The organism is Bradyrhizobium sp. MV1.5, from assembly GCF_055807615.1.
This window is the reverse complement of the sequence record NZ_JBVVPL010000014.1, coordinates 1-24,351: the sequence shown is the minus strand read 5'-3', so window position 1 is coordinate 24,351 and position 24,351 is coordinate 1. Positions and strand designations below refer to the sequence as shown.

The 24,351-nt window shown below is 58.5% G+C and carries 24 protein-coding genes, 1 tRNA gene and 2 pseudogenes; 14 read left to right on the top strand and 13 right to left on the bottom strand.

Translation table 11 applies throughout. The features are described 5' to 3' along the window. Positions 1-7: 7 nt before the first annotated feature. The gene (locus AC0L2J_RS15515; protein ID WP_473391865.1) at positions 8-787 is read left to right on the top strand and encodes an HK97 family phage prohead protease; all 780 of its coding nucleotides are present in this window, start codon (positions 8-10) and stop codon (positions 785-787) included. Positions 788-872: 85 nt separating this feature from the next. Here the strand turns inward: AC0L2J_RS15515 and AC0L2J_RS15510 are convergent, their stop codons facing one another. Then, entirely contained in the window at positions 873-1,118 is a 246-nt protein-coding gene (locus AC0L2J_RS15510; protein ID WP_473391559.1) for a PilZ domain-containing protein, read from the bottom strand. Between the two features lie 5 nt (positions 1,119-1,123). Beyond that, complete coding sequence (locus tag AC0L2J_RS15505; protein WP_473391555.1) at positions 1,124-1,372, bottom strand: hypothetical protein; 249 nt, start codon at positions 1,370-1,372, stop codon at positions 1,124-1,126. A gap of 278 nt (positions 1,373-1,650) precedes the next feature. On the opposite strand from AC0L2J_RS15505, the gene AC0L2J_RS15500 reads away from it, so the two are divergent. Next, positions 1,651-2,034: a hypothetical protein gene (locus tag AC0L2J_RS15500; protein WP_473391552.1), complete on the top strand. Its 384-nt coding sequence runs from the start codon at positions 1,651-1,653 to the stop codon at positions 2,032-2,034. A 132-nt stretch (positions 2,035-2,166) separates the two neighbouring features. On the opposite strand, the gene AC0L2J_RS15495 is transcribed toward AC0L2J_RS15500, so the two are convergent. Both AC0L2J_RS15495 and AC0L2J_RS15490 read right to left on the bottom strand, forming a co-directional pair. Continuing rightward, the gene (locus AC0L2J_RS15495) at positions 2,167-2,349 is read right to left on the bottom strand and encodes a hypothetical protein (RefSeq protein WP_473391549.1); all 183 of its coding nucleotides are present in this window, start codon (positions 2,347-2,349) and stop codon (positions 2,167-2,169) included. A 145-nt stretch (positions 2,350-2,494) separates the two neighbouring features. Further along, positions 2,495-2,743 (bottom strand): P27 family phage terminase small subunit, encoded by a 249-nt coding sequence (locus AC0L2J_RS15490; RefSeq protein ID WP_473391861.1) that lies wholly within the window; start codon positions 2,741-2,743, stop codon positions 2,495-2,497. A 103-nt stretch (positions 2,744-2,846) separates the two neighbouring features. Between AC0L2J_RS15490 and AC0L2J_RS15485 the strand changes: the two genes are divergently transcribed. Beyond that, positions 2,847-3,101, top strand: coding sequence for a hypothetical protein (locus AC0L2J_RS15485; protein ID WP_473391547.1), 255 nt, complete (start codon positions 2,847-2,849; stop codon positions 3,099-3,101). A gap of 144 nt (positions 3,102-3,245) precedes the next feature. Then, positions 3,246-3,611, top strand: a complete 366-nt coding sequence (locus AC0L2J_RS15480) for a hypothetical protein (RefSeq protein WP_473391545.1) — start codon at positions 3,246-3,248, stop codon at positions 3,609-3,611. A 216-nt stretch (positions 3,612-3,827) separates the two neighbouring features. Here AC0L2J_RS15480 and AC0L2J_RS15475 read toward each other — a convergent pair whose 3' ends face one another. Together AC0L2J_RS15475 and AC0L2J_RS15470 are read right to left on the bottom strand one after the other, a co-directional pair. Beyond that, on the bottom strand, positions 3,828-4,541 hold the full coding sequence (locus tag AC0L2J_RS15475; RefSeq protein WP_473391544.1) for a hypothetical protein: 714 nt from the start codon (positions 4,539-4,541) through the stop codon (positions 3,828-3,830). Between the two features lie 91 nt (positions 4,542-4,632). After that, a complete protein-coding gene (locus AC0L2J_RS15470) occupies positions 4,633-5,001 on the bottom strand; it encodes an HNH endonuclease (RefSeq protein ID WP_473391541.1) in 369 nt (122 codons plus the stop codon). A gap of 187 nt (positions 5,002-5,188) precedes the next feature. Between AC0L2J_RS15470 and AC0L2J_RS15465 the strand changes: the two genes are divergently transcribed. Continuing rightward, on the top strand, positions 5,189-5,461 hold the full coding sequence (locus tag AC0L2J_RS15465) for a DUF6953 family protein (protein ID WP_473391538.1): 273 nt from the start codon (positions 5,189-5,191) through the stop codon (positions 5,459-5,461). A 342-nt stretch (positions 5,462-5,803) separates the two neighbouring features. Here the strand turns inward: AC0L2J_RS15465 and AC0L2J_RS15460 are convergent, their stop codons facing one another. Next, positions 5,804-6,505, bottom strand: coding sequence for an HNH endonuclease (locus AC0L2J_RS15460; RefSeq protein WP_473391535.1), 702 nt, complete (start codon positions 6,503-6,505; stop codon positions 5,804-5,806). Beyond that, positions 6,502-7,791: an AAA family ATPase gene (locus AC0L2J_RS15455; protein ID WP_473391533.1), complete on the bottom strand. Its 1,290-nt coding sequence runs from the start codon at positions 7,789-7,791 to the stop codon at positions 6,502-6,504. Before AC0L2J_RS15455 ends, AC0L2J_RS15460 begins: the two co-directional genes overlap by 4 nt. A 349-nt stretch (positions 7,792-8,140) precedes the next feature. Between AC0L2J_RS15455 and AC0L2J_RS15450 the strand changes: the two genes are divergently transcribed. Beyond that, a complete protein-coding gene (locus AC0L2J_RS15450) occupies positions 8,141-8,425 on the top strand; it encodes a hypothetical protein (protein WP_473391529.1) in 285 nt (94 codons plus the stop codon). Between the two features lie 239 nt (positions 8,426-8,664). Here the strand turns inward: AC0L2J_RS15450 and AC0L2J_RS15445 are convergent, their stop codons facing one another. The 3 genes from AC0L2J_RS15445 to AC0L2J_RS15435 all read right to left on the bottom strand — a co-directional run bounded on the left by AC0L2J_RS15445 (position 8,665) and on the right by AC0L2J_RS15435 (position 10,814). Then, on the bottom strand, positions 8,665-9,756 hold the full coding sequence (locus tag AC0L2J_RS15445) for a hypothetical protein (RefSeq protein WP_473391526.1): 1,092 nt from the start codon (positions 9,754-9,756) through the stop codon (positions 8,665-8,667). Positions 9,757-9,818: 62 nt separating this feature from the next. Beyond that, positions 9,819-10,085 carry a helix-turn-helix domain-containing protein gene (locus tag AC0L2J_RS15440; RefSeq protein ID WP_473391522.1) on the bottom strand — a complete coding sequence of 89 codons (267 nt, stop codon included), beginning with the start codon at positions 10,083-10,085 and terminating at the stop codon, positions 9,819-9,821. 426 nt (positions 10,086-10,511) lie between these two features. Further along, positions 10,512-10,814 carry a hypothetical protein gene (locus AC0L2J_RS15435; RefSeq protein ID WP_473391519.1) on the bottom strand — a complete coding sequence of 101 codons (303 nt, stop codon included), beginning with the start codon at positions 10,812-10,814 and terminating at the stop codon, positions 10,512-10,514. A 15-nt stretch (positions 10,815-10,829) separates the two neighbouring features. On the opposite strand from AC0L2J_RS15435, the pseudogene AC0L2J_RS15430 reads away from it, so the two are divergent. After that, positions 10,830-11,432, top strand: a pseudogene (locus AC0L2J_RS15430) (site-specific integrase); the annotation flags it as partial. Between the two features lie 146 nt (positions 11,433-11,578). Here the strand turns inward: AC0L2J_RS15430 and AC0L2J_RS15425 are convergent. After that, positions 11,579-11,654, bottom strand: a tRNA-Ile gene (locus AC0L2J_RS15425). Positions 11,655-12,410: 756 nt separating this feature from the next. Here AC0L2J_RS15425 and AC0L2J_RS15420 point away from each other — a divergent pair. Beyond that, a complete protein-coding gene (locus AC0L2J_RS15420; protein WP_473391516.1) occupies positions 12,411-12,947 on the top strand; it encodes a MarR family winged helix-turn-helix transcriptional regulator in 537 nt (178 codons plus the stop codon). A 156-nt stretch (positions 12,948-13,103) separates the two neighbouring features. Here the strand turns inward: AC0L2J_RS15420 and AC0L2J_RS15415 are convergent, their stop codons facing one another. Beyond that, entirely contained in the window at positions 13,104-13,496 is a 393-nt protein-coding gene (locus AC0L2J_RS15415; protein ID WP_473391513.1) for an avidin/streptavidin family protein, read from the bottom strand. A gap of 842 nt (positions 13,497-14,338) precedes the next feature. Between AC0L2J_RS15415 and AC0L2J_RS15410 the strand changes: the two genes are divergently transcribed. The 6 genes and pseudogenes from AC0L2J_RS15410 to AC0L2J_RS15385 form a co-directional block, all read left to right on the top strand. Next, positions 14,339-14,605: a hypothetical protein gene (locus AC0L2J_RS15410; RefSeq protein WP_473391509.1), complete on the top strand. Its 267-nt coding sequence runs from the start codon at positions 14,339-14,341 to the stop codon at positions 14,603-14,605. Between the two features lie 374 nt (positions 14,606-14,979). Further along, complete coding sequence (locus AC0L2J_RS15405) at positions 14,980-15,246, top strand: DUF3551 domain-containing protein (RefSeq protein ID WP_473391506.1); 267 nt, start codon at positions 14,980-14,982, stop codon at positions 15,244-15,246. Positions 15,247-16,132: 886 nt separating this feature from the next. Next, on the top strand, positions 16,133-16,315 hold the full coding sequence (locus AC0L2J_RS15400; protein ID WP_219685460.1) for a hypothetical protein: 183 nt from the start codon (positions 16,133-16,135) through the stop codon (positions 16,313-16,315). A gap of 490 nt (positions 16,316-16,805) precedes the next feature. Next, the gene (locus AC0L2J_RS15395) at positions 16,806-17,762 is read left to right on the top strand and encodes an ArdC family protein (protein WP_473391502.1); all 957 of its coding nucleotides are present in this window, start codon (positions 16,806-16,808) and stop codon (positions 17,760-17,762) included. Between the two features lie 107 nt (positions 17,763-17,869). Continuing rightward, positions 17,870-19,984 (top strand): ParB/RepB/Spo0J family partition protein, encoded by a 2,115-nt coding sequence (locus AC0L2J_RS15390; protein WP_473391497.1) that lies wholly within the window; start codon positions 17,870-17,872, stop codon positions 19,982-19,984. 182 nt (positions 19,985-20,166) lie between these two features. Further along, positions 20,167-24,351 (top strand): annotated as a pseudogene (locus AC0L2J_RS15385) (strawberry notch-like NTP hydrolase domain-containing protein); the annotation flags it as partial.

The window sequence follows — 24,351 nt, the reverse complement described above, 5'->3', positions numbered from 1 at the left end:
TGATCGGATGGTTCGTAAGTACGCGCGATATTTTAGAGAGGCGCCGTCCTCCGCATGTGACGTGGACGAGCCGCGGCTGTGCGTTGAAGGACTGGCGGTCGTTTTCGACGAGCCAATCGGAACAAAGACCGGAGATATCCTCGTCATTGAGAGCGGGGCGTTCGATGCCCACTTTGCCAGCGGCGCCCGCACTGAGATGTGGCTAGCTCATGACGCCAAAGAAGTCGTCTGCTCTACGGTCAGTGGATTGGAATTTGTCAAAACGGAGGATGGCCTAGCATTTCGGTTTCCGCTCGATAACAGGCGGTACGCTGACACAATCAGGCGCATGGTAGAGAGCGGCAGGCAAGCGTGCGTGTCTGTGGGCATCACTCGCACTAAAGAGCGGACCGAGACGATTGGCCGTCATAAGGTGACCTTCGTTGAGACTGCGGAACTCCGCGAGTCAAGCCTAGTGGCGGCTGGAGCATGTGATCAAGCATTCGCTCGGCTCATTGACGCGAACCATAGCCCCTCGCTTAGGGAGAGTATTGAGTCGACCCCGTTTAAGATTGAGAGCGGCCTGCATAACGCGAAGACACAACGCGACAAGATCACGGCGCGGATAGAGCGACTGAGCGAACGGCTGGCTGCATTGGATGGAAGGACGGAAACGTTCTCCGCGAGCACAGGGCCAGACATAGGGAGGCCCGCCACAAAGTGGCCCACTCTAGAAGAGTCCAATCGCGCCCAGACGGAAGAGACCGAACGGCTGCAACGGCAAGCGAGAGCGAGCGTCTTAAAGTAGCTCGGCTTGCGCGGCTGCGCTCCCTGTCTGGTTTGACGGGCTCCAGACAGGGGCGGGCCGCAACCAACAATCTACTAGATACGACTCAATCTGTTTTGAATACGACGCCGATGCGAGTCTCACTAGACCAAATGAGACGGCAATCTCTGATGATACGGTCCCTTTCCAACATCATCTTGAACTTGGCACGCATGTGCAGCTTCGTCGGTAATTCGATTCCAGCGCCGTCCTCTGAGATGTTGAACACTCGGCAACGTTGGCTGCCGCCATCTCCGAAAATGTAAGCGACTAAGTCCACGTCCGAACGATCGATCTTTCGGCGGTTCGGCATTTGATTTATCCCTGACGCGGCGAGGTTGGCTCGTGTCCTTCACTGGCCGATGATATTTCAACCAGCCTGAATTGCCTCGCGATCCGCGTGGCCAAATGAGAGCGCTCCTTGGCTAGCTCTCTTCGATACTCAGACACGTCATGGCCGTCCTGCTCAAGAACCTCGATCAGAATAGTTTGATCGTGAACATAGGTCGACTTGTCAGCGATCTCTCGCGCCAACACAGCCAGTTCGTCATCATCATTTGAAGTCATGGCAATCTCATTGAACAATCGGCAGGGCGCGCAAAGGCGTTAGCTTACATGCTTAGTGCTTACAGATAGTTACGTGAGCGCGCCTTCGGCATTGCTACGCCCATCCAGTCCTTGCCAGCTACCGTCGGGCCGTTATTGCGGCGCGAGACAACCATGGGTAGGGGCAGGGTCAAAGTACTCAAATCGGCCAACCCAAAAACCGACCGGGTGGTCCGTACGCGCGCCTGCGATTGGTGCCCCCCCACACATTTTTCTTCTTTTTCAAAGGACATTTCTCAATGGCTCGACCGCGAGTCCCACTCATTAAGGCGGAAACCACCGGGCGTACGCTTCGAAACCCCAAGCGGTTCGCCAGCCGCAAGGAACCACCGTCGCCCGGTCCGCTTGGGGCGCCTCCGAAATGGTTCAAGACCGATGCTCAGAAGGAGGCTTGGGGCACATTTGCGGACGAACTTCCGTGGTTGAATAAATCGCACCGGGCCTTAGTCAGTATCGCTTGCGAACTTCGGGGACGCCAGATTGCTGGCGAGGACGTGGGCGTGAAAGGCATGAACCTTCTGAGAATGATTCTTGGACAGATGGGCGCCACGCCGGCAGATGCTTCAAAAGTAAAGATGCCTGATGAAGCGAAAGAAGACGACCCCAGCAAAAAGTATTTCTAACTGATATTCGAAGGACAGTCACCGTTCGCGGTCGGTTCGGCCTCGGAAACTTCTTTCCGAATGCAGGAAAAACCTTCCGCGAACATTGCTGATAAGGCTTGGAAATCCGATGGAACGAAATGAGACTCTTACTTAGCGAACGTGCCCCAGCGGCATACCAAGCGACATCGCTTTTTGGCGAAGGGACGCTTCCGTCCGCTTCATCGCCTTTGCGATTTTTACAACGGGAGTCTTCGCCTTCGAATGAGCACGAAGCTCTTTTACGTCCGTCTTTGTGTATTCACGGCGCACAGTCTTCTTCAAGTTCTTAGCCATCACTAGTCCTGAGCTTTCAGTTAGTCGGGCTTCTAACACGGAAACACAGGCTCGCAAGGCCGTGTGGGTCGCGGGGTGCAATTCGGTCAAGTGGCCCCTCGCCTCGACTCGCTGGCGTCACTCCGCTGCGAGACACCGGGCCGCTTCAATATTTTCTTTGTGAATGGTGGTCTCTGGCCCGTCGCTTCGATTCACCGGTCGGGCTAACGAACGTCAGGCCGTGCTTTTGTATGACCGCTTCACACTCGCGAATGCGCGCCACTGCAACGCAATAGGACTCGACGGTCGATAGCTCATGGCTAGCAAGGCTGCGGCTCTTCATGAGGGCAGGGACAATGCGCGCCCATTCGGTTGCCGAACTTCGGTAGCCATGCCGGTGCCGGTGGGGCGCTATCTAATGCGCCGGAGAGGGCGGTTATGGTAGGCTTGCGGCCAAACAATTAGTAGATATGCTCACTGTTAGCGAGTGGTGATGTAACTTTACAATGGGAGGATTCATGAGCGAACGAGCAATTAGCTTCGTAGAGAAATGGGTGGACGAAAACGTGCATCCAGAAGCGTACGAGCCTGAGGGCGACACCTCGCGGGCTGAAGCGATGGCCGCTTATTGTCGTGTGGCGGCCAAAGCAGAAGGCATCACGGACGCGGAAATCAATGAATCCTTTGAAGACCTAACCGCTTTTATGGCTGGCCAATTGGAGGAGGCCACCGACCGAGAGGTAGATCGCTTGGTCGACAAGGACCGGAGCTGAGAAGCGTCGCTCCGCGAGGAGTTCTCGAACGGGAAACGCGCTGGGTCTCGTACGATCCCTTCTAAATCGCATTCTGACGGTGGCTGCCCCGACTTGCACGGTGGGGCGGTCAAGCTAGGATACGTGAAACCCTTGGGGGCTGACATGGCGAGGCCAGAAGCAGAGAACGCCTTAAAGTCGTCGATCGAGTCGCAGCGTTCCCTCGGTATCAAGGGTGATCATTGGGAAAACTATGCCATCGCGCGCAACGTGCTGCAGGAAGAGCTAGGGCAACATGGTGACCGGATAAGAGAAGCGTACGGGCTCACACAAGATGTCGCCGACGTGCTGATAGCTCACACTAGGCAAGACGCTGCCCATGCGCTTTGCAATACGAAATCTCTCCTCGATAAGAGCGCGAAAATATCCTCACAGCTTTCGATGATGAACTTTCTCATGCTGCTGACAGTCTGCCTGCTTGGCGCAATTGTTGCTAAGTTATACCCGTGGGTCTTGGGTGGGGTACACTAACGGCAGGGCTTGCTGGGAACGTCGCTTTCAAGATCGCCGTTCATGCGCTTACAAGTCTCATTGCGTTGCCCCCTGCTTGCATCTTCTCTACCTGAGCAATCCTAAAATCTCCAATTCGTGAGAATACCGAACTTCGGACCCATGCGGTCAGGCGCCCCGATGTTAAAAGTTCGCGGGGGGACGCCGTGACGGACTGCCTCGTGCGCACCGAATAGCTTATGGCTCGGATGAGCCCGGGTCGACATCCAACTCGCCCTCAAGCGACAGCGCAACGACAAACGGAATATCGCTTAATTCTCCTCCAAGTGACGCTACTGGCGACATGTTCGTTTGGGAGATGGCAATCCTCGGATCACCGATGGGGCAACGGAATAGCTCAAGGAAAAACCTATAAATGGTCCAATTGCAAAGGTAGCGCACGCTGAAGTCGGTTGTGGCGCCTGCAACCCGCGTAGCCGCTCCGCAGCGCATACCATGCAGGCTATAGTTCAGCACAAATGCTGAGGGAGTGATCCCTAGCATTTGATTACACTGATCCACGAGCGTTTGCCGCCGTGCCGCAGACCAATCATAATAGGTGTCGGCCTTTTTTGCTTGTACCAGCACACCCTTTGAGTACTTTTGCGTCGGCGTGTTCATCGATGCCTGGATGAGCATATCGGCTCCAGTGCGGCTTTCTTCTGCGGCTATACCTCGCCGATGCCGCATAACTTTCGCGCTAAGCGTCATCCCGCCTAGCTGCACGTCGTCAAAGACCGTATTGAGGCTACCAACAAATGCGCCGGTTATGTCGTCCTCATCGTGGATGCGGCCGAGCGCGTAGCTTTTTAAGGTAATGGTAGCCGCACGTTCAGCTTCCTTTGCAGCGAGTTTTGTTACCTCCTTGAACGTAGCTATCGGCCGCCCTGCGACGGTCTTCCCCCATGCCATTTCCTTAAGCCCCCCGCACCAAAGCTACCCGCATTCGTAGCATTGAGGGGACGCTGCACGCTATAGCTTACTTCTGCGCTCTTTGATGTCACTACTTCTTCGGCCTATCGCTTTCGGAATTATCGCAGATTAGCAACCCGACTCCGTCCAGGAGTGGGCACCGCACCCAAAACGGCTTTTCCACATGAGGCGCTACGTCCTGTCCGTATTCGAGCCATTTTCGGTAGTGGCCGCTTTCGATATGAGCATCCGTTCTCCCCTCAAGAACAGCTCGCGGTACGGCAACGCGATGCCCGAACCCGCCATCCTGCTTCGCTGTCTTCCTTGAGTGGCAAGAGTGACAGAGCCAATGCAGGTTGGCCGGGTCATCGTTGCCGCCTGCATTGCGCGCCATCCTGTGGGCGAGGTGATAGCCGGCCTTCCAGGGCCTAGCGCAGGTCGTGCAGGGCGCCTGTGCCACTGAGGCCCTAAGCGCCTGCCAGTCGGTGCCATAGCCTCACTGGCTTGCGCTGGGGCGTGCTGTCTGCCTTTGCTTCTGGCACGCACATAGGGTGCCTCCGGCAACGCGGTGGCCGCATGGGCAGATACGAGCGTGTTTCATGAGACTCGTCTAACTGAGCATCTGCTAATCGGGATGGAAATGACAAATGGCGACGCCTGCAGAAGTGGCTGACTGGATGCTAAGTGAGTTAGTAAGGCGCGAGCCAAATGGCCTTCGTCAGCATGATGCAGCGATAGCCATCGAACAGCGCTTCGGCGAAGAGTATGTCTATCGAAATGCCAACTTCAATCGCGCAATAGAAAAGTCAGTGCTGGCAGCATTCCGGCATATCACGCGGGACACTGTCGTATGGGACCGAACCCGGCGACACTGGCGATTACGACGACCTAACGACACTCCCGGCAGGCGGGAGTATTGAACCGGACGGCCCCCATTCCGTGCGTGGCCAGTCCGTTCCGTATTGGTGGCTAGTGCGGGGATGACGCATTAGCAGTGACCCTGTCGGATAGGAGGTCCGGATACGCAGCAGTCTCGCCAGATTGGTGCGGCGGCTGAGAGTCTTCGTAATGTGGTGGCAACGGTCAACCGTGTGGAGGCGCCACAGATGAAGATGATTGATGGTTGAAGTCTACCTTGCTCACGATGGAGGGGCCGATTGACGAAACTGAAGTTGGGGTGGCTGCAGCTAAGCTGTTGGCGCATAGAAGCTGTCGGTTGGGGAGTGTTTTGTTACGTGACCACCAACCCTACTCTGATGGTTTCATGGGCCAGTGGGCGCCTGCACGTTAGCTTGGGGGACTGGCGCTGGATTGGGGGCCGCAATCACCCCTCTTGCGATTAGGTCGTGCACAAACCAGCGAGACATAGCGGCAAATTCCGCGTGATCTCTGGTTTCTTTTATACGAAGTTCGTCTAGCAGTATCTCTCGGTCACTTGGGTCGGGCTGATCAAGAGCGATTTTCAACATACGATGCAGGCCTTTGAGCCTATTCGTGCGTCGCTCAACCAGAGCATTGCGATTCAGACCTAGTGCTGACTCTGTCACGAAGGCTTGGTTGTTTGCGGGGTCGGCAAGCATCGCCGGACCAGCATGTTGGAAGACAATCTCTGGATCGTCCAAATAGGGATCAACTAACCCTTCTTTGACGCCCTTGTTTGTGTTGCACGTGGAGCACGCGATTGTGAGATTTCCCCAAGCGAAACGAAACCCGATTCCATTTCGCTTGGGGGTGACGTGCTCCACATCACCGGGATAAACGTGCCGGAAGATGCTCTCACAATAGGCGCATTTTTCCTTTGTTTCGCTGAGCAGCACCGACTTGATATCGGGGTGTCCGTAGCGATTTAGGTCGGTCTTAGAAGCCGCCGTTCCAGCTGCTTCATGATTCCGCAAGACTTGCTCCCAAGCAGCGCGGTTGTCTCGCAGTACCTGCGGTTCTAGACCTTTGTTGAGTTTTATCATTGTGGCCGGGCAATTCCAGCTAGCGCGTCAGGGTAATACTCATCAAAGCCCAGCTCGGTCAGTTCGCGTCGTACGGAATCCAGCATTTCAGCCGTCAATTTCTGTCCTCGATAACGGCCAATGATTTTGTCTAGATCATCCTCGACCCATTCAGGCATCGTTGCGGGCACGCCGAGAACCTCGCGCAGAATATCGCCAGCGCTCGCTGCTTTGTTGGTAAGTGGCAATAGTTCGCTAAATACTCGTCGGTTGGCGGATAGCCCGACGTCCGCCGATAATGGAGTCGAGCCAGGTTCGGCACGATAACGCAGGACATAGACGTTCGAGTCGCGCACGGAAGACACCATAAAGGGGCTGTGAGTAGCAATAATGAATTGCGCCTTCGGGAAAGCTGCGAGAAGCCGACGCATCAGCGTTCGTTGCATAGATGGATGAAGATGATTCTCCGGCTCATCCATGAGAACAACAAACTCGGAGCAACCTCTAGAAAACATATAGATCCGCCATGCGACATCGATTAGCGTCATTATCCCGCCCGATGACGCGTCCAACATAAATTCACCTGATTGAGTGACTAAGACAACTTCAGGCGATCTGACAGCAATCCTTTCGAAGCCTAGACTTGATGGCAGCAAATTGCGAAGGACCTCATTGAATCCCAGAAATGTATCCAGCAATCCGCGGTTCGAGCCTCCTAGGGTGTCGTTGCCTTCTCCAAAAATAGCCATTGATATAATGGACTCTTTCATGCGGAATATAGGAGAGTTTCCGCCGGAGTGCCCTTGGTATCTTTGATGCATTTCGTTGTTGTAGTTCGCAAACGACTGAGCAGCTGTCATTGGCTGCAAAGGAATTTGGCCAACCTGAATGTAATGTGGGTTTGGTCGGTGCGAATCAATCAGAAGGCCCTCAACAGCTTGCTGTCCGGCGAAGGCTAACGAGACATGCACGGAGTTCGATTCATTCACAATCAGCATGCATTGCGCTTTGTTGGTGTAATCGATGTACCCGATCGAGTTTGGCTGCTCGTTACGAAAGCCAAATCGCTTCAGGATGTCTGACACAAAGCCGGAGAGATAGGTGAGCGGCCCGTCTTTAGACGTCTTCGGTACGGCCAAGTACGGGCGTGACCAGCCGAAATGCTGGGCCAAGATGCTAAGCAGCGTGCTCTTACCTGATCCGTTTGCGCCTGTGATTACGGTCAATCGAGGATGGAAATCGATGGAAATGGTGTCGAACTGACGCCAGAGGGCGATTTCGAGGTGGCTGAATTGATTATCGGCCATGTAGTGCGAAATTCCTTTCCTCGTATTCACAAGAAGCCAGTCTACCCATAAGAGCGCAACCATGGCGCGAACGCAAGTGAACCGGTTGTAGGCGAAGTTCGGGGAGGGAGACCGGCGTATAAACTTTCTGAGCTGGGGCTGAAGAGGGCGGAGTGCCTCAAGCAGTTAGGCCGCTAGCCCTTCGCCTTTTTCAACCGCACGCCCGCGCCTTCGCCGTTTTCTTCGATGAAGATCGAGCCGGCCGCCCCTAGAGCGGCGCGCATCACTGCTAACTAGAGACGGCAAGCCCCGTGTGTCCGTGCTGGCGACATAAGCGCTCAGAAGATTAGCGATTTGAGCGACACCTCTGATGTTGTTCGACGACTTTTCTTCGAGCAATCTGTTTCATGCCGATTCCGGCAGGCACGGGGAACCGACAATGCAAAGCATCACCACGCAACTAGCTGCGAACAAAGAGCTGCTTTCTGCTTTAATTCAAGAAGGACGTATGGACGCACCGACAGCCGCCAAACACATGGCGGACGCCGAAAGACTGGAAGCAAGCGGCATAGTTCTAGAGCTGCGAGCCGAGCCGCAGCCTCTTCGTGCGTTCAAAGTTGATCTAAGCGGAGTTCTGAGCGTTGAGCCTGGATAGCATGGATGATCGCGATCATCCCTATTGGCCACGTGGGCTGTCGCGAGTACGTGCGGCGGCCTACGTCGGTATTTCGCACGCGATTTGGGATGGGATGGTTGCGGCCGGCGACATGCCCGCGCCAAAGGGGACGTACGGGCGGACCATCTGGGACAAGAGGTAGACAACGCGTTTGATGCCCTTGATGCCGAGAACAGTTCGCTGTTCGATGAATGCAATTATTGATTTCGCGCCGTAGCTCACTTTCTTGGTTGCTCGCTGGGTGGGTCAGAAGGCGGCAGGGCAAGCACGAGTGATTTATCAGGTTCGGGAAAGCGTAGTTGTTGCGCAATAGTTCTAAGCGTCTCGAACGTCTGTGTTTGTTCAGCGGAAGGATGAACTTCGTCGGTGACCGGTGGCGGCAGAAATCGAAGTTCTACAGTCATGCCGCGTTCGACTCTGCCTAGGATCGACTCCAATGCCCAGGCCATGTCATTTCGCTGCTCATGGTGGCGACCTGCTACGTCCGTGGCTGGGATAAGCTCATTGACTTTGTGATCAATGGCGAGGCGAATTTCCTTTTGAATTTTGTTATCAAATATCTCCTCCACCTCCTCTTTGGTGAAGCTCTTCACTTTTTGTGTGTCCGCTCGGATTTTGCGGATTTCTTCGACGTCCTTCCAAGTCTTGAGTGCCCACGTTACCGCGCCGGCAAGCAGTGCGATCGTTGCAGGATCAAGTCCGAAAAAGAAGATAGGGTCGCTTGTTGAGATTTGATGGACTTCAACAGGCTCAGGCCCCCCTACCGCGACTTCAGAGAACGCCCTTATGATGCGGTTGACGGTATGCAGTTCTTTGACGAGGCCGCCAAGTTCGTTGTCAAATAAATCACGAGGCAAAAGGAGGCCAATTTCCGCGCTCTCTGCTTCCAGTTTGTATGGTTCGATACCAACTCCCAAGAGGCTGTCGCGAAGTGAGTTCAGCGTCCGAATGTAGAGTTCCCGTTCGCTTCTGAACGTCTGAAGCTCATCTTGGACTACCGCCGGGGTGATGCCGTTCGCTCTCACCGACGCATCTAGTCGAGATGGGAAATCGTCTACGAAAAACGGAGCGCCGCCGATTTCAGAGATCAGATTTACTTGCGCGGGAGAAAATGAACTCGTCAGGTTGTGCCAATTTGAACGAAACTGGTCGAATTTCTCGGCAAACTGAGTTTGAAAAGGAGCGTGACCTGGATTGGCAATGATTTGCGCTAGATCGCTCACCAAACCCTCCAGGCTAGACTGCACTTCGAATCGTACGTCCATCGTGGTCAACAGATCGGTTAACTCAAGCAGTCTCTCAGCGTTCATTGTGCCCCCCAATATCACGCAGGCAAGATGTCACGACAACCGCTGGTAGATTGTCAATAGCACTATCGTTTGTTGCGCTTTTTCCTCTCCTTAGGCGGCCACTTTCGAAATTCGACGCCTCGTTCTGTAAAGACAATTCCAGCGAGGGCGAGCTCCTGCCTCAACACTTCAACAGTTGTCTCGCGTGGTTCGCGCTTGCCGACCTCTAAATCAACTAGCGTCGCACGGTGGATGTTGGCGACTTGGGCTAAGTAGGCTTGCGACCAACCTAGAAGGCTACGTGCCGCTCTGATCTGGGCCGCTAACAGGGGTAAGTCGCTTCCGATCATCGCGTTTTGTCACACATTGAAATACGACATTTTGTCGGGTATAGCTATTGAGGATTGTATGACAGCAAGTCTATTGCCATTGGCAGCTAACGACAACATCGGTTTGGACACGCCAATGCGTCTGGTAGACGCTGTCCTGCACTGCTTCCCGTGCGGCGGTCTGACCGTCAGCGGCCTTCGTCGCGAAGCCAGAGCGGGCCGGCTAATGGTCGAGCGTATCGCAAACAAAGATTTCACAAGTCTCCGCGCTATCGAGGAAATGAGGAAGCTATGCCGCGTCAAAGCAGAGGGCCGCGCCTTTGGTGGCGAAGGGAGCGCCGCAAAGACGGCAAGCTCACCGCGAAGGGGGCGTGGATCATCGTCGACGGTCGGCAGCATATCGCCACGGGATGCTTTGCAGGCGAAGATAGACAGGCGCAAGAGCGCCTAGCCGCTTACATCGGAGAGAAGTACACGCCGGCACGGCGCCTCAAGGACATTGAGGAAATCGACGTTGCGGACGTGCTTTCTGTTTATGACGATGACCGCCGCGAAACTCAGGCGAACAAATCGAAGTTCGACGAACGGATAGCGCGTCTCAATAAATGGTGGGGCAGCAAAATGCTTTCGGAGGTCAACGGCGCCAATTGCCGGGGCTATGCCAAGTCCCGTGGCAGCAATGGTGGAGCACGGCGTGATCTTGAAGACCTTCGTGCCGCCATTAATCACCACGCCAAAGAAGGCTTTCACCGCGGAATAGTTCGTGTGGTTCTGCCGGAAAAGGGCCTGCCGCGTGAGCGGTGGCTGACCCGTAATGAAGCGGCAAAGTTTCTTTGGGCTTGTTGGCGCTACCGCGAGACGCAAACAGTTCACGTCGGGCCGTTGAAGGGGCAGAAAATCGAGACTGACAAGCGACCGTTGAGACACGTGGCGCGGTTCGCTTTGATTGGCCTTTACACTGGCACGCGAGCCGGTGCGATCGCGACGGCTTCACCCTTCCGTGCGGAAGGCAAATCGTTCGTTGATTTGGAAGCAGGCATCTTCAATCGCCTCGCGATCGGTAAGCGGGCCAGCACAAAGCGTCAGACGCCAGTTCCCTTGCCGGATAGGCTGCTCACTCACCTCCGAAGGTGGGCCCGGCTCGGAATCGCAGGGAGCTATTTTGTGGAATGGAATGGCAAGCCAGTAGCGTCAGTGAAAACCGGCTTTGCTTCTGGCGTGCGACTTGCGGGCCTAGACGTGTCTATCGGCAACGTGACGCCCCACACGTTACGGCATACCGCGGCAACGTGGCTGATGCAGCGCGGCGTTCCCATGTGGCAGGCGGCCGGCTTTCTCGGCATGAGCGAAAAGACCCTTCGGGATACTTACGGCCATCACCATCCCGACTATCTACGCGCCGCCGCGAACGCCATTGGAACGCATTCGCCACCAACGAAGAACGTAGGGTTGGTTATTTCATTGGTTGACGAAAAAACGAGGCGTGGAAAGCCCGGCCAAGCCATTGATACCGTTGGTGGGCCCGGCAGGACTCGAACCTGCAACCAGACCGTTATGAGCGGCCGGCTCTAACCATTGAGCTACAGGCCCCGCCGCCCAAAGGCGGTCGCGCAGGATCGTTTACACATCGGCCAGCATCTCGGCAATCCCATATCGCTCCAGGCCAACTGGGCCAGCTCGCAGTTCGCGTTTAGCTTTGCAGGTGGAAGCTCGCTAGGCGCCGCCAAGGATCAGGATAAGGCGTTGCGTGCTGCCGATGAAATCGAGGGCAGCCAATGATCCAATTGAGATGGTGCATGCGACACAGTTTCGATTGTCCAAACCAAAGATCGCGGCGGTCTCGTGTGGGGGCAGCCGTCGCCGCGTGCTTGCGTGAGAATCGGCCTGGTGTCCCCCAGCCACACACACACGCGACATGCAACGGAGCGATCGCGCTTGAATTCGGCGTTTGGAGGATCTTTTTCGATGAATTCCGCCGCATTGACTGTGCAAAGTTCGGACGCTGTAGAGCAGCAGAGGTGCGCCGCTTCAGAAAGACGTCTGCCCGGCGCCGGATCCGAGAACCGGTCTTCCCGCAGCTGTGGCCCGAGCGTATCTGCCATGTGAGACACGACGATCAAGGTCTTTTTTGAACGTACATGTTGGCCAGTCATTGTGAGAGCCGTACGTTGGCAGTAGCGCCGACATGTAGAGCGGGGCTCGCTCGCAGGCACCTACTTCGGACCACGTCTGTCGGAAGGGGGCGCGTGACGCTTGGACAGGATCAGCCAGGCAATTGTCCCTTTCTCCAGCCTTGTCAGCGCGAACGAGCTTTGAGTATGGTCCTAACATTCGGCGGCACCGCATTTGGCTAAGCAAGCGATTCAGGGCGGGAATGGCTCTGCTGAGAGTCAGGAACTGGTGCGACGATTAACGCTGGAGATCAGAACTCTCAACGTCTGTCTGGAGGATTTTCTTCACGTCCGAGCCGAGGCACTTGGCATTACTGGAACACAATTGGCGATATTGATGGCGTTGACAGACTTAGGCAAGAATGGGGGGGCCCCGGCCGGCGTCCTTGCAAAAGTGATGAAAGTCGATCCATCCTTCATCACGCTACATTCCAAGGCGCTGGAGAAACTCGGATTTATACGGCGTAAGCCCGGCATCAGGGATGCTCGAGTGGTCCAGTTGTCTCTAACGGACAAAGCTCGTAGGCGTCTCGCGAACATCGCTGCGCAACAGCAGGAAATGGATCAGATCGTTTTCGGTGAGCTCGGCAACGAGGAATTGACGAGGCTGTCGAGCCGCCTTGCAGCGCTGAGGAAGCGGCTGGAGAGCGCACGCCTGAAAGCCGAACTGGAAAGCGGCGCGGTGTCTGCCCGAGGGTGGGGCCGACGCTAATGGAGGCGCTTCGGATGATTAGCGGTTGCATGGATGCGAGGCGCTGCATGCCCTCATGTCATGCATATCCAGGCTTGCGGAAGACATCCATGCGGCTCAGGCCAGGAACTCGCGAGCGCAATATTAGGACCCTGGATCACGACTCTGCAACGGGAGCTACCATAAGCGCTTGAATATATCTGCGCCCTTCAACTTGCTCGGTTTACCGTGCGTATCAACGTAGAACAGCGTCCATGACGCAGCCATTTGAGAGCCGTTGAGCTTTGCGACCCAGCGAGTAAAGGAATTGCATTGGGCGAACGTCACCACAAAATACAAGCCGGTTGGACCAACAGCTCCCGATGCAGGATATGGAATGCCCTGGCAGGCGAATCCCCGAGCATGATTTGTGAATGTTCCTTGTATCGCCCCGCTGCTGGCCGACCAAATAAACAATTCCGAACCCCGTTCGTTTTTCCAGTATGAGGGAGCAGGGAGCCCCTGCGCTAAGACCTCGCCGGAAAGGAAGAAAAATTGAGCGATAAGCAGGAAACCCAGAAATTTCTTCATATTGCATTCCCAAAGAGGTCGCTTGAACGTTGCAAAACGGTTCTTGTGCTTAGCGGATACGGCGGCGTTTTTTCCATCTAGAAACATTCTTGGACTGCCCCCTACAACGTGTTCCCAGTAATTCCATGTCGATTGAAGCAAACCTGTAGTCGAGGTCGGGGCGAGTCTCTCTGGTCTGACCTTTACGTTTATCCCTACCTTACGTTCGGCGCCGAGATGCGGCCTATATGCGCCAAATCGCGCCGGATGCCGGCGAAGTCGGGTGTTCGAGGGCCCGCCGCGCCTGTGATGCCGTCAGATGCCCGTCTATTTCCAGCCAAGGCTCGCTCCTCTCGTCCACGTCGTCTGCGGGATGCGGAGACCGGAGGCAGTTGCCCAGACCCGGATGGAGTTGAGCAACCCATTCTGAAGGATCGGATTCCACTCATCGCGATTAGCCGCGCAGCGAGGCGCGTCCGCCGTGTGAAACACGGCTAACGGACGCCGACTCAAATCTCTCCTTGGAAATGACGTTGTGCCTGCACCGGCAATTGTAGGCATCGCGGCGACAGATACTCGATCGTCGCCGACCTGAATGAGGCCGAGCTGCGTTAAGCTTCCTAATCTGTAGAGCTAGAAAACCACGCGTTTCGAGTCTATTATCGCGCCACCGGGGCTGGACTACATATATTCACGATAGCATTTTCAACCCGGAAGGCCGCCGGCCAGATTGTCGGCGGCCTTTTTCAGCGATAAGCGGATAGGGATGGGCCGGCCTAGATGCGATCGGCCTAGCTTTCATAGTCGCAGCTTGGTTATGACGGATTGGCCCGCCAGTGTGGTGGTGCCACACGGGGGCGTTAATGCATGATTGGAAGAGCGAACGCGAGGCCCTGCTCGCTGAAACGATGGAGTTTACCAAATCGCTGAAAATCGAGCGGTCGACGCCTGAGGTGAGAAAGGTGGTTGAGCCGCATGAGCTCAGCTTCCCTGACTATGGCGGCAGCGAGCGCGATGAGATCAGGAAGCGGGTCGAGAGCTTCAAAGTACATCAAGAGCGATTCATGCGCGAGCGCGAGGAACATGCCGAGTCGCTGCTGCGTCGGATCAGGCCGATCACAAAGCCCTAGGAGAGCTCAAAGTCGCTGAATCTTCCTAGGCAGCGCCAGCTCCACTCGAGTCGCTCATCTCGATTGATGCGTGCTCTAACGGCCGGGATATTTCAGCGTTCGAGATAACCGCACCTAGAGATGGCGCACCCCGAACCTATAAGTTGCAACCTCGGAGTGTCTATTTCAGCACGGTTTTTGCTACCCTGACGCGTGAATACTGCGCTGCTTTTGAAGAAGCCGCAGGAATCCTGCTCAAACCGCGGAGCCTCTAACGATCCGAGTTCTTTCAAAGGCGATCGGACAAGCGGTCCACCAAAAGCTTGTGGCATTGACCAAAACTAAAAACATCACATCTAGAGTCTCATCGAAGACCTGACGGAGGCTACAGTCTGATGCGCAACCTTCTCTCTCTTGGTGTGCTTGCACTTCCGATCCTTGCCGGCTTTGGATCACCTTCGCTGGCCGCTTCGCGTGGGCATTCGTACATTCCACCGGCTCGGCAGGACGTTTATTGCTTGCAGGGACGTACCTGGGGATATCCGGGCAACTGCCAATTCTCGACCTATGACCAGTGCATGGCCACGGCCTCCGGTACCTTGGCCTATTGCGGGGTGAATCCAACCTACGCATTCCAGCGACAAGGACGGCAATTGCGCTGATGCGTGATCCGCAAGAGTCATCGAGATATCATCATCATAGAAGTGGATCCGCCGGCTCGCGGCTTAAGTCTTGGGCTTCTGCCCGGTTGACATCCCGCTTGAATACGGTCGCGCTCTCGGTTGCACCGGGACGCAAGCCAGCAATGATGGGGCGATGGCTTATCGGCCTCACATAGCATCTGTTGCCGGCCAGAGTGGGCAGGTTCTTCCAGCCAGGCCTTGACGCGACAGGCGCATGGAAGGATTCCTAGAGGCCTCAGTTCGGTTTGCGTGAAGCGTCCCGCCATCTGCTCGTGGAGCGCCAAAGTTTGTCTGCCGCGGCGACGGTGGCGGTGATCCAGACTAAAAACCTGCTGTTGCCTTGTTTTGTTATTCATTCGCCTGGAGGCGGGAATGAGCAGTCCGTGCTCTATGCCATGCCGTGGAAGTCCCTCACGGGCTGCGGCGAGCGGACATTTTTTGCCCATTGGGTTCTGCCCCGACCGGTCGTGTCCAGTCACTCAGGACATGCTGGCAGGAGACGACTCGGCGCGCGAATCCTCCTGCTTCCGGCGTTTTTTGCCGCGGAGGCGGGGCATTATGGGATGACCTGAGTCACGGCCTCGTCACTGTCCTCTTGCCGGTCTATGGACTTAGGGCAAGGATATGGGGCCGCTGAACAGCTGAAATTTTAAAGGAAATTTTTCAACCCGGCTCTGCCGAACTGCCTGCGGCGGCCGAAAGAGGCAAGGCATGCTTTTCGCGTCCAGGTTCGGGTGACGAGGGTCTCATCGAAATCCATCACGTGCAATGGCCGGTCCGCGCTGCTTAGGCAGATGGCGCTAGCGTGGTTCGGGCGACTCACGGTATCCATATTCCCGATGACTTACCGCACAATGGGAATAAAATGGTTGCAGCCACCCGTGAATTACCGGCCTCTGGTTACGCCCTTGAAGTGGACGGTCGACTCAAGGCCGAGTTTGCGACCAGAGATGGCGCCAAGGCGGGCGGAGAAGAACTGAAGAAGCGTTTTCCTATGCTTCAGATCAGGATCTATGACGCGCAGACCAATGCACGCGAGGAAATCTAGATCTTACGAGTAGCGGTCTCTTCCGCGTGCGCGCGTGCGGCTATCGCCGCATCGGGCTCTCGTGAACCGAGCCGCTTTGCGTCTCGGCCATCCGGCTTCGATCCCTCGCGCAAAGCGACGCAGAGCTCCTCGCCGGGGGCACTCGGAAAAGGGGCTCGCCTGCGGCGACCGCTATCACTGCCCCGTTCCCGGGTGCCGCTATTGAACCGGTCTCGTCGCTGCACTCGGACCCGCGTGCTTCTTCGGGTCGCTATGCTCACGCTCTCCGGGTGCCATTTCCGTCGAGGCGATGCGCCCTGGCGCACGCCTGGTCGGGCCTGCGGCCGTGGGTAGCTCAATGTAAATCCCCATGAAGATCCCTCGAAGGGTGACTGCGTCGCGGCTTTCGCATTCTCTTGGGGAGGGGCGAGAGTCAGAGTGTCGGCCGGGTTTGCCGTGACGGGTTAGCATCTGCGAGAGAGGCTCGCAGTCCCCGTCGCGGAGACCCGCGATGTCCAAACGTTATCCTCGGGCGCGCTCCGGTGAGAACCGGACAAGCCTTTATGACGACATCACCAACAAGATCATCCTCGAGCTGGAGGCTGGCCGAGTACCGTGGGTGCAGCCTTGGGGCACCGCGGCTGCGAAGGCGTCCTTGGCCATGCCGAGAAGCGTGGCGACCGCCCGCCAATACAGCGGCATAAACATCTTAATTCTATGGGCTGCTGCGACCGAACGCGGATTTACAGGGCAGAGCTGGCTTACCTTCCGCCAGGCCCTGTTGCTCGGTGGTCACGTCCGCAAGGGCGAGCGCGGCACGACCGTCGTCTATGCCGACCGCTTTGTGCCGGTCGACGAAAAGCGCCGCGCGAGCGAGAACGGTGAGGAAGCGCAGGCCATTCCGTTCCTCAGGCAATTTACCGTCTTCAACTGTGATCAATGCGACGGCTTGCCTCCAGAGATCGCGACAACAGCGCCGCCCTCTACGCCGGGTCTGATTGAGCCGCAGGTCGAATACCTGATCAAGGCGACCGGCATCGACTTCCGCATCGGCGGCAACCGCGCCTTTTATGCGCCAACAGAAGATTATGTGCAGGTGCCGCCACCGCAAGCCTATTTCGAACCGATCAATTGGCATCGAACGGCCTTGCACGAACTGGCGCATGCCAGCGGACATCCGTCACGCCTCAACCGCGACCTGTCGGGCAGCTTTGGTACCATGAAGTATGCCTTTGAGGAGCTGGTTGCGGAAATCTCGTCTGCGTTCAGTTGCGCCTCGCTCGGTATCGTGCCGACGGTGCGGCACGCGGACTATATCGGCTCCTGGCTGGAGGTGCTGCGCGACGACAATCGCGCGATTATCCGGGCCGCGTCCCAGGCCAGCAAGGTCGCGGACTATCTCCTTGGATTCCTGCCGGAAGTCACTGCCGACATGACGACCGAGAGAGCGGAGCAGGAGGTGGCGTGAGTTTCACCCTGCCGCCTCGAACAAGAGAGTGAGAGGGGAGCGGCGGCTTTCGCGACGGGTTGGAGGCCGAGAGAGAGTCTCCCGGCTGCCCGTCGTGGAGAATCGACATGACGAAGGCTGTTCAGAAGATCACGCTCTCCCCCTCGCGTGACATTCCGTTCAACAAGCTGGTGCTGAGCCAATCCAACGTTCGACATGTGAAAGCGGGCATTTCGATCGAGCAACTCGCCGAAAGCATCGCGCAGCGTACGCTGCTGCAAAGTCTCAACGTGCGGGCGGTTGTGGATCCCGAAGGCCATGAGACCGGCATGTTCGAGGTGCCGGCCGGCGGACGGCGCTATCGCGCGCTGGAGCTTCTCGTCAAGCACAAGCGCATGGCGAAGACGCAGGCCGTTCCTTGTGTCGTGCGCGAGGGCGGCATCGCTGAAGACGACTCGCTTGCCGAGAATGACGAGCGGGTAGGGCTTCATCCGCTCGACCAGTTTCGAGCCTTCCAGACTTTGAGTGGCGTGGGCATGTCCGAGGAGGATATCGCTGCAAGGCACTTCGTGACACCGGCTGTCGTGAAGCAAAGGCTGAGGCTGGCGTCGGTGTCGCCAAAGCTCCACGACGTCTATGCCGAAGACGGCATGACTCTCGAGCAACTCATGGCCTTCTCCGTTACAGCCGATCATGCCAGGCAGGAGCAGGTGTGGGAGAACATCAGCCGATCCGGTTATGACGAGCCCTACCAGATCCGGCGGATGCTCACGGAAAATACCGTGCGCGCGTCCGATCGCCGCGTTCAGTTCATTGGGCTTGATGCTTACGAGCAGGCGGGCGGCGGTGTCCTGCGGGATCTATTCGCGCACGACGATAGCGGCTGGCTTCAGGACGTCGGCTTGCTTGATCGTCTGGTGACAGAAAAGCTTAAAGCCGAGGCTGAGACGATTGCAGCGGAGGGGTGGAAGTGGATTTCGCTCGCCGTCGAATTCCCCTACGGCCACACGGATGGCTTGCGTGAGCTCGAGGGCAAACCGGTCGATCTCTCCCCAGAAGAGCAGGCCACAATCGACGCCCTCAACGCGGAGCGAGCCAAGCTTGAATCCGATTACCAGGATGCCGACGAGCTGCCCGAAGAGGTAGATCAGCGTCTCGGCGAAATCGAGACGGCACTGATGGCGTTTGATGAGCGGCCGATAATTTACAATCCGGCCGAGATCGCCCGTGCCGGCGCCTTCGTCAGCATCGATTTCGAAGGCCGCCTCTCGGTCGATCGGGGTTACGTCCGGCCGGAGGACGACGTCTCGGCAGCCGAGGCCGATGTCGGGGAGGGCGCCGATACACTGTCGATCGAGGGGAAGGCGGCTGGCCCTTCCGTCCAGCGCACGGTAATCGCCGTGGCTAGCGGCGCGACTGACGCGGAAGAAGATGAGGACGCGACAAAACCTCTGCCGGATCGGCTGATCACCGAGCTGACGGCGCATCGCACGCTGGCATTGCGGGATGCGCTGGCAGAAAATCCTGCAATTGCGTTCCAGGCGGTGCTGCACAACTTCGTGCTGACGGCCTTTTACCGGTTGGCATCGTCCGGGAGCTGCCTTGAGGTCGGACTTCGCACACCGACCTTTCCGGCTCAAGCGCCTGGCTTGAGGGAAAGCGTGTCCGCGAAGGCCGTTGAGGCGCGGCATGAGTCCTGGAAGGCACGGTTGCCGAAGGGAGAGGACGATCTCTGGGATGCGCTCACGGCCCTCGACGGCGCCGCACAGGCATCCCTGTTCGCTCACTGTGCGTCATTTGCGGTCAACGCCGTCTATGAGCCGGCCAACCGCTACAATCAGGGCCGCGTCTCCGCCCACGGCGTCCGCACCCGGCTCGACCACGCTGATGTGCTGGCAGGTGCCGTCGGCCTCGACATGGTTCGCTCTGGCTGGAGACCGACCGTCGACAACTATCTCGGCCGCGTCACCAAGCCTCGCATCCTGGAGGCGGTGCGGGAAGCCAAGGGCGAATCCTCCGCGCAACTGATCGACCACCTGAAGAAGGCCGACATGGCCAAGGAAGCCGAGCGTCTCCTCGATGGTTCGGGCTGGTTGCCGGAGCCGCTGCGCCTCGTCGATCCCCATGCGGCGTCAGTGGAACAGGAGAGTGAAGCGGGCCCCCTGCCGGAATTCCTCGACGAGGACGAGGATCGGGACAACGCGAAGGACGATGATCCGCAACAGCTCGACGCGGCTGAGTAACATCGTAGAAGAAACGGCTCCGGCCGTCCGGCAATTGCTTGGGGACCGGTGTTTCGCGCCGGTCCCCATCTTATGGGCCAAGGCTGAGAGGGAGAGCCGGGCCGGCAAGGGTTTGAGCCGTCGGGTCTTAAGGAGAGCGCCTGATGGTTCGACCCATTCCTGCTCTCCGAAAGATTCCTGCCATGACCGAATCTATCGCCGGCGGCGCGGCCGCCGCGCTGCGCTCGATGCGTGCCGCTGCAAGTCTCACGACCGCCGCCGTCAGGGCTGCGCGAAAGCTTCTGACCGATCTGGAACGCGGCCGACGTATCGACGCCGCAGTCCTGCGTAGCGCCATGGAAGCTGCCTTCGGCGCTTCCGACGCGACCGGCGTCTGGAACTGGAAGACCGCCTATGATGTCTGCGAGGCGGCAACCGTTCTGTTCCTTCGCAAGTTTGGCCCGGCTATCCGCCTCAAGGCCGGCTCGACGGCCGCGATGCTGCCGATCCTCGCGAAGATCGCCAGCCTGCCTCCCAACCACACACGCCGCTCGGAGGACAGCCAGGCCTTTCAACAATTCTCGACGCCGATCCCGCTGGGGCTGGCTGCATGCACCGCAGCCGGCGTTACGTCTGCCGATCGCGTTCTGGAGCCCTCCGCGGGGACCGGCTTGCTCGCCATCTTTGCTGAGCTCGCCGGCGGCGCCCTGGTGTTGAACGAGCTTGCCGAGGCCCGCGCGGCCTTGCTCGATCAACTGTTCGCCAAAGTAAAAGTGACGCGGTTCGACGCCGCCCAGATCGATGATCACCTTGATGCTGGTGTCGTACCGAGCGTGGTCCTGATGAACCCGCCATTCTCGGCATTGGCAAACGTGGATCGACGCATGGCGGATGCTGCGCTCCGGCACATCGCCTCTGCCTTGGCGCGTCTTTGCGACGGCGGGCGTCTGGTTGCCATCACCGGCGCAAGCCTTGCGCCGGACAATCCGGCATGGCGAGATGCCTTCGTTCGCCTCCAGCAGCGCGGGCGGGTGGTGTTTTCTGCCGCCATCGACGGCGCGGTCTATGCGAATCACGGAACGCAGACCGACACCAGGCTGCTTGTGATGGACAAGCTGCCCACGGCAGACCCGCAAATCTTCCCGGCCTCGCTGGGCATGGCGAGCGATGTCGCTACCTTGCTTGATTGGGTGACCCAGCATGTGCCTCCAAGGCTGCCTCTTGTCGCGCCCGTCATGGTCGACGTCATCAGGCGCCGTGCGACGTCTCCGCCGTCCGGCGCCTCTGCACCAAGTCCATCGTCCCCTTCGGGAGATGGCGCGCCACAGGGCGTCGAACTTACCTAGGAGATGGTCGAGTGGACGCCTCCGGAAGGCGCTCGACTGACCGACGCGCTTTATGAGGAATACGCGCTGCAGGCAATCCGTATTCCGGACGCGCATGCGCATCCGACCAAACTCGTGCAGTCCGCCGCGATGGCCTCGGTCGCGCCGCCGAAGCCGTCTTACCGGCCCCATCTGCCAGCTAATGTCGTGGCGGATGGCATCCTGTCCGACGCGCAGCTTGAGAGCATCATCTATGCCGGCCAGGCGCATTCCGAGTGTCTTGCGGGCTCCTGGACGGTGGATGCGACCTTTGATGTTGTGGCTGCCACACGCGACGACGCAGAAAATGCCGTGCGTTTTCGTCGCGGCTGGTTCTTGGGCGACGGCACCGGCGCGGGCAAGGGCCGGCAGGTCGCAGGCATCCTTGTCGACAATTGGCTCAAAGGCCGCCGCCGCGCGGTCTGGATCAGCAAATCCGACAAGCTGATCGAGGACGCGCAGCGCGACTGGTCCGCGCTCGGAATGGAGCGATTGCTCGTGACGCCGCTGTCACGTTTCCGGCAGGGCACACCGATCAGGCTTTCGGAAGGCATCCTATTCACCACCTACGCTACGCTGCGCACCGACGAGCGCGGCGAAAAGCTTTCGCGCGTTCGGCAGATCGTTGAATGGTTGGGCTCCGATTTCGACGGAGTGATCGTCTTCGACGAGAGCCACGCGATGCAGAACGCGGCAGGCCAGAAGGGCGAGCGCGGTGACCAGGCGGCGTCACAGCAGGGGCGGGCTGGCCTGAGACTCCAGCACGCCCTGCCGAATGCCCGGGTCGTCTACGTCTCGGCGACCGGCGCCACGACCGTGCACAATCTCGCCTACGCCCAGCGGCTGGGATTGTGGGGTGGCGTCGATTTCCCGTTCGCTACCCGCGCCGAGTTTGTCGAGGCGATCGAGGAGGGCGGCGTCGCGGCCATGGAGGTGCTGGCCCGCGACCTCAAGGCGCTCGGTCTCTACGCGGCCCGCTCGCTCTCTTACGAGGGCGTCGCGTACGAGCTCGTCGAGCACCAGCTCACGCCCGAACAGGTTCGTATCTACGACGCCTATGCCGGAGCGTTCAGCGTCATCCATAACAATCTCGATGCCGCGATGCGGGCCGCCAACATCACCGGCGAGACCGGAACACTGAACGGCCACGCCAAATCGGCCGCGCGATCCGCTTTCGAGAGCGCCAAGCAGCGCTTCTTTGGCCATCTCCTGACTTCGATGAAGACGCCGTCGCTGATCAGCTCGATCGAGCACGATCTTGAGGCCGGCCATGCCGCCGTCATCCAGATTGTCTCGACCGGCGAGGCGCTGATGGAGCGCCGGCTCGCCGAGATCCCGACCGAAGAATGGGGCGACGTCCAGGTCGAGATCACGCCGCGCGAGTATGTCCTCGACTATCTCGCCCATTCCTTTCCGGTCCAGCTCTACGAGCCCTTCACCGACCAGGAAGGCAATCTCTGCTCCCGGCCTGTCTACCGTGACGGCCAACCGGTCGAGAGCCGGGAGGCCGTCGCCCGCCGCGACCGCCTCATCGAGAAGCTTGCCTCGCTGCCGCCGGTGCCTGGGGCATTGGATCAGGTCATCCAGCGTTTCGGCACCGACATGGTCGCGGAGGTGACCGGCCGCTCACGTCGCATCGTTCGCAGGAGCGACCGGCTGGTGGTCGAAAACCGGGCAGCTTCAGCCAATCTCGCTGAGACGTCCGCCTTCATGGACGACGTCAAGCGCATCCTCGTCTTCTCCGACGCGGGCGGCACGGGGAGGAGCTATCATGCCGAGCTGTCGGCGCGGAATCGCCGCCTGCGGGTCCACTATTTGCTCGAGCCCGGCTGGAAGGCGGACGCCGCGATCCAGGGGCTCGGCCGCACCAACCGGACCAACCAGGCGCAGCCGCCGCTGTTTCGCCCGATCGCGACCGATGTGAAGGCCGAAAAGCGCTTTCTCAGCACCATCGCCCGCCGGCTCGACACGTTGGGTGCGATCACGCGTGGCCAGCGCCAGACCGGAGGCCAGGGCCTGTTCCGGCCCGAGGACAATCTGGAAAGCCAGTACGGCCGCGACGCGTTGCGTCAGCTCTACACGCTGCTGGCGCGCGGCAAGGTCGAGGGCTGCTCGCTCGAGAGCTTCGAGGATGCGACCGGCCTGAAGCTGACCGATGCCAATGGGCTCAGGGATGACCTGCCGCCGATCACGACTTTCCTGAACAGGTTGCTCGCGCTCACGATCGATCTTCAGAACATCCTGTTCACCGTCTTCGAGCAGCTCTTGACAGCTCGCATCGAAGGCGCAGTTGCCTCGGGCACCTATGACCTCGGGCTGGAAATGCTCCGCGGCGAGAGCTTTGTCGTCACCGACCGGCGATCAATCTATGCTCATCCCGGCACCGGTGCCGAGACCCGGCTTCTCACGATCACCCAGCGCCTGCGCAATCATCCTGTAAGCCTGGATGACGCTCTTTGTCGTCTTTCTGATGTTCGTGCCGTCCTGCTGATCAATGAACGCTCGGGACGGGCCGCCGTGCAGGTTCCGGCAGCGAGCGCGATGCTCGACGAGGGCAAGATCGAGCGGCGCGTCCGCTTGATCCGGCCCATGGAGCAGCACAGCGTCTCCTTGACCGCCATGGCAGAGAGTCATTGGGTGGAAGTTGATCATGAACGCTTTTCAGTCGCCTGGGCGGCAGAACTCGCCGAGGTGCCCGAGTTCACGGAAAGCACGATCCATGTCGTGGCGGGCCTGCTGCTGCCGATCTGGAAGCGGCTGCCGAACGAATCGCCCCGGGTCTATCGGCTCCAGACCGACGCGGGGGAGCGCATCATCGGCCGCAAGGTCTCGGCGACCTGGGCCGCGAACGTCCTTGCGGCAGACGCACCGGCGCTGACACCGGAGGCAGCGTTCGCCGCGCTGATGGAGGGGCGGACCGTCCTTGAGCTTGCGGAGGGGCTCCAGCTTCGCCGTGTCCGGGTCATGGGCGCTCACCGCATCGAGCTGTCGGGCTTCAACGACACGATGCGCGATCGCTTGCGG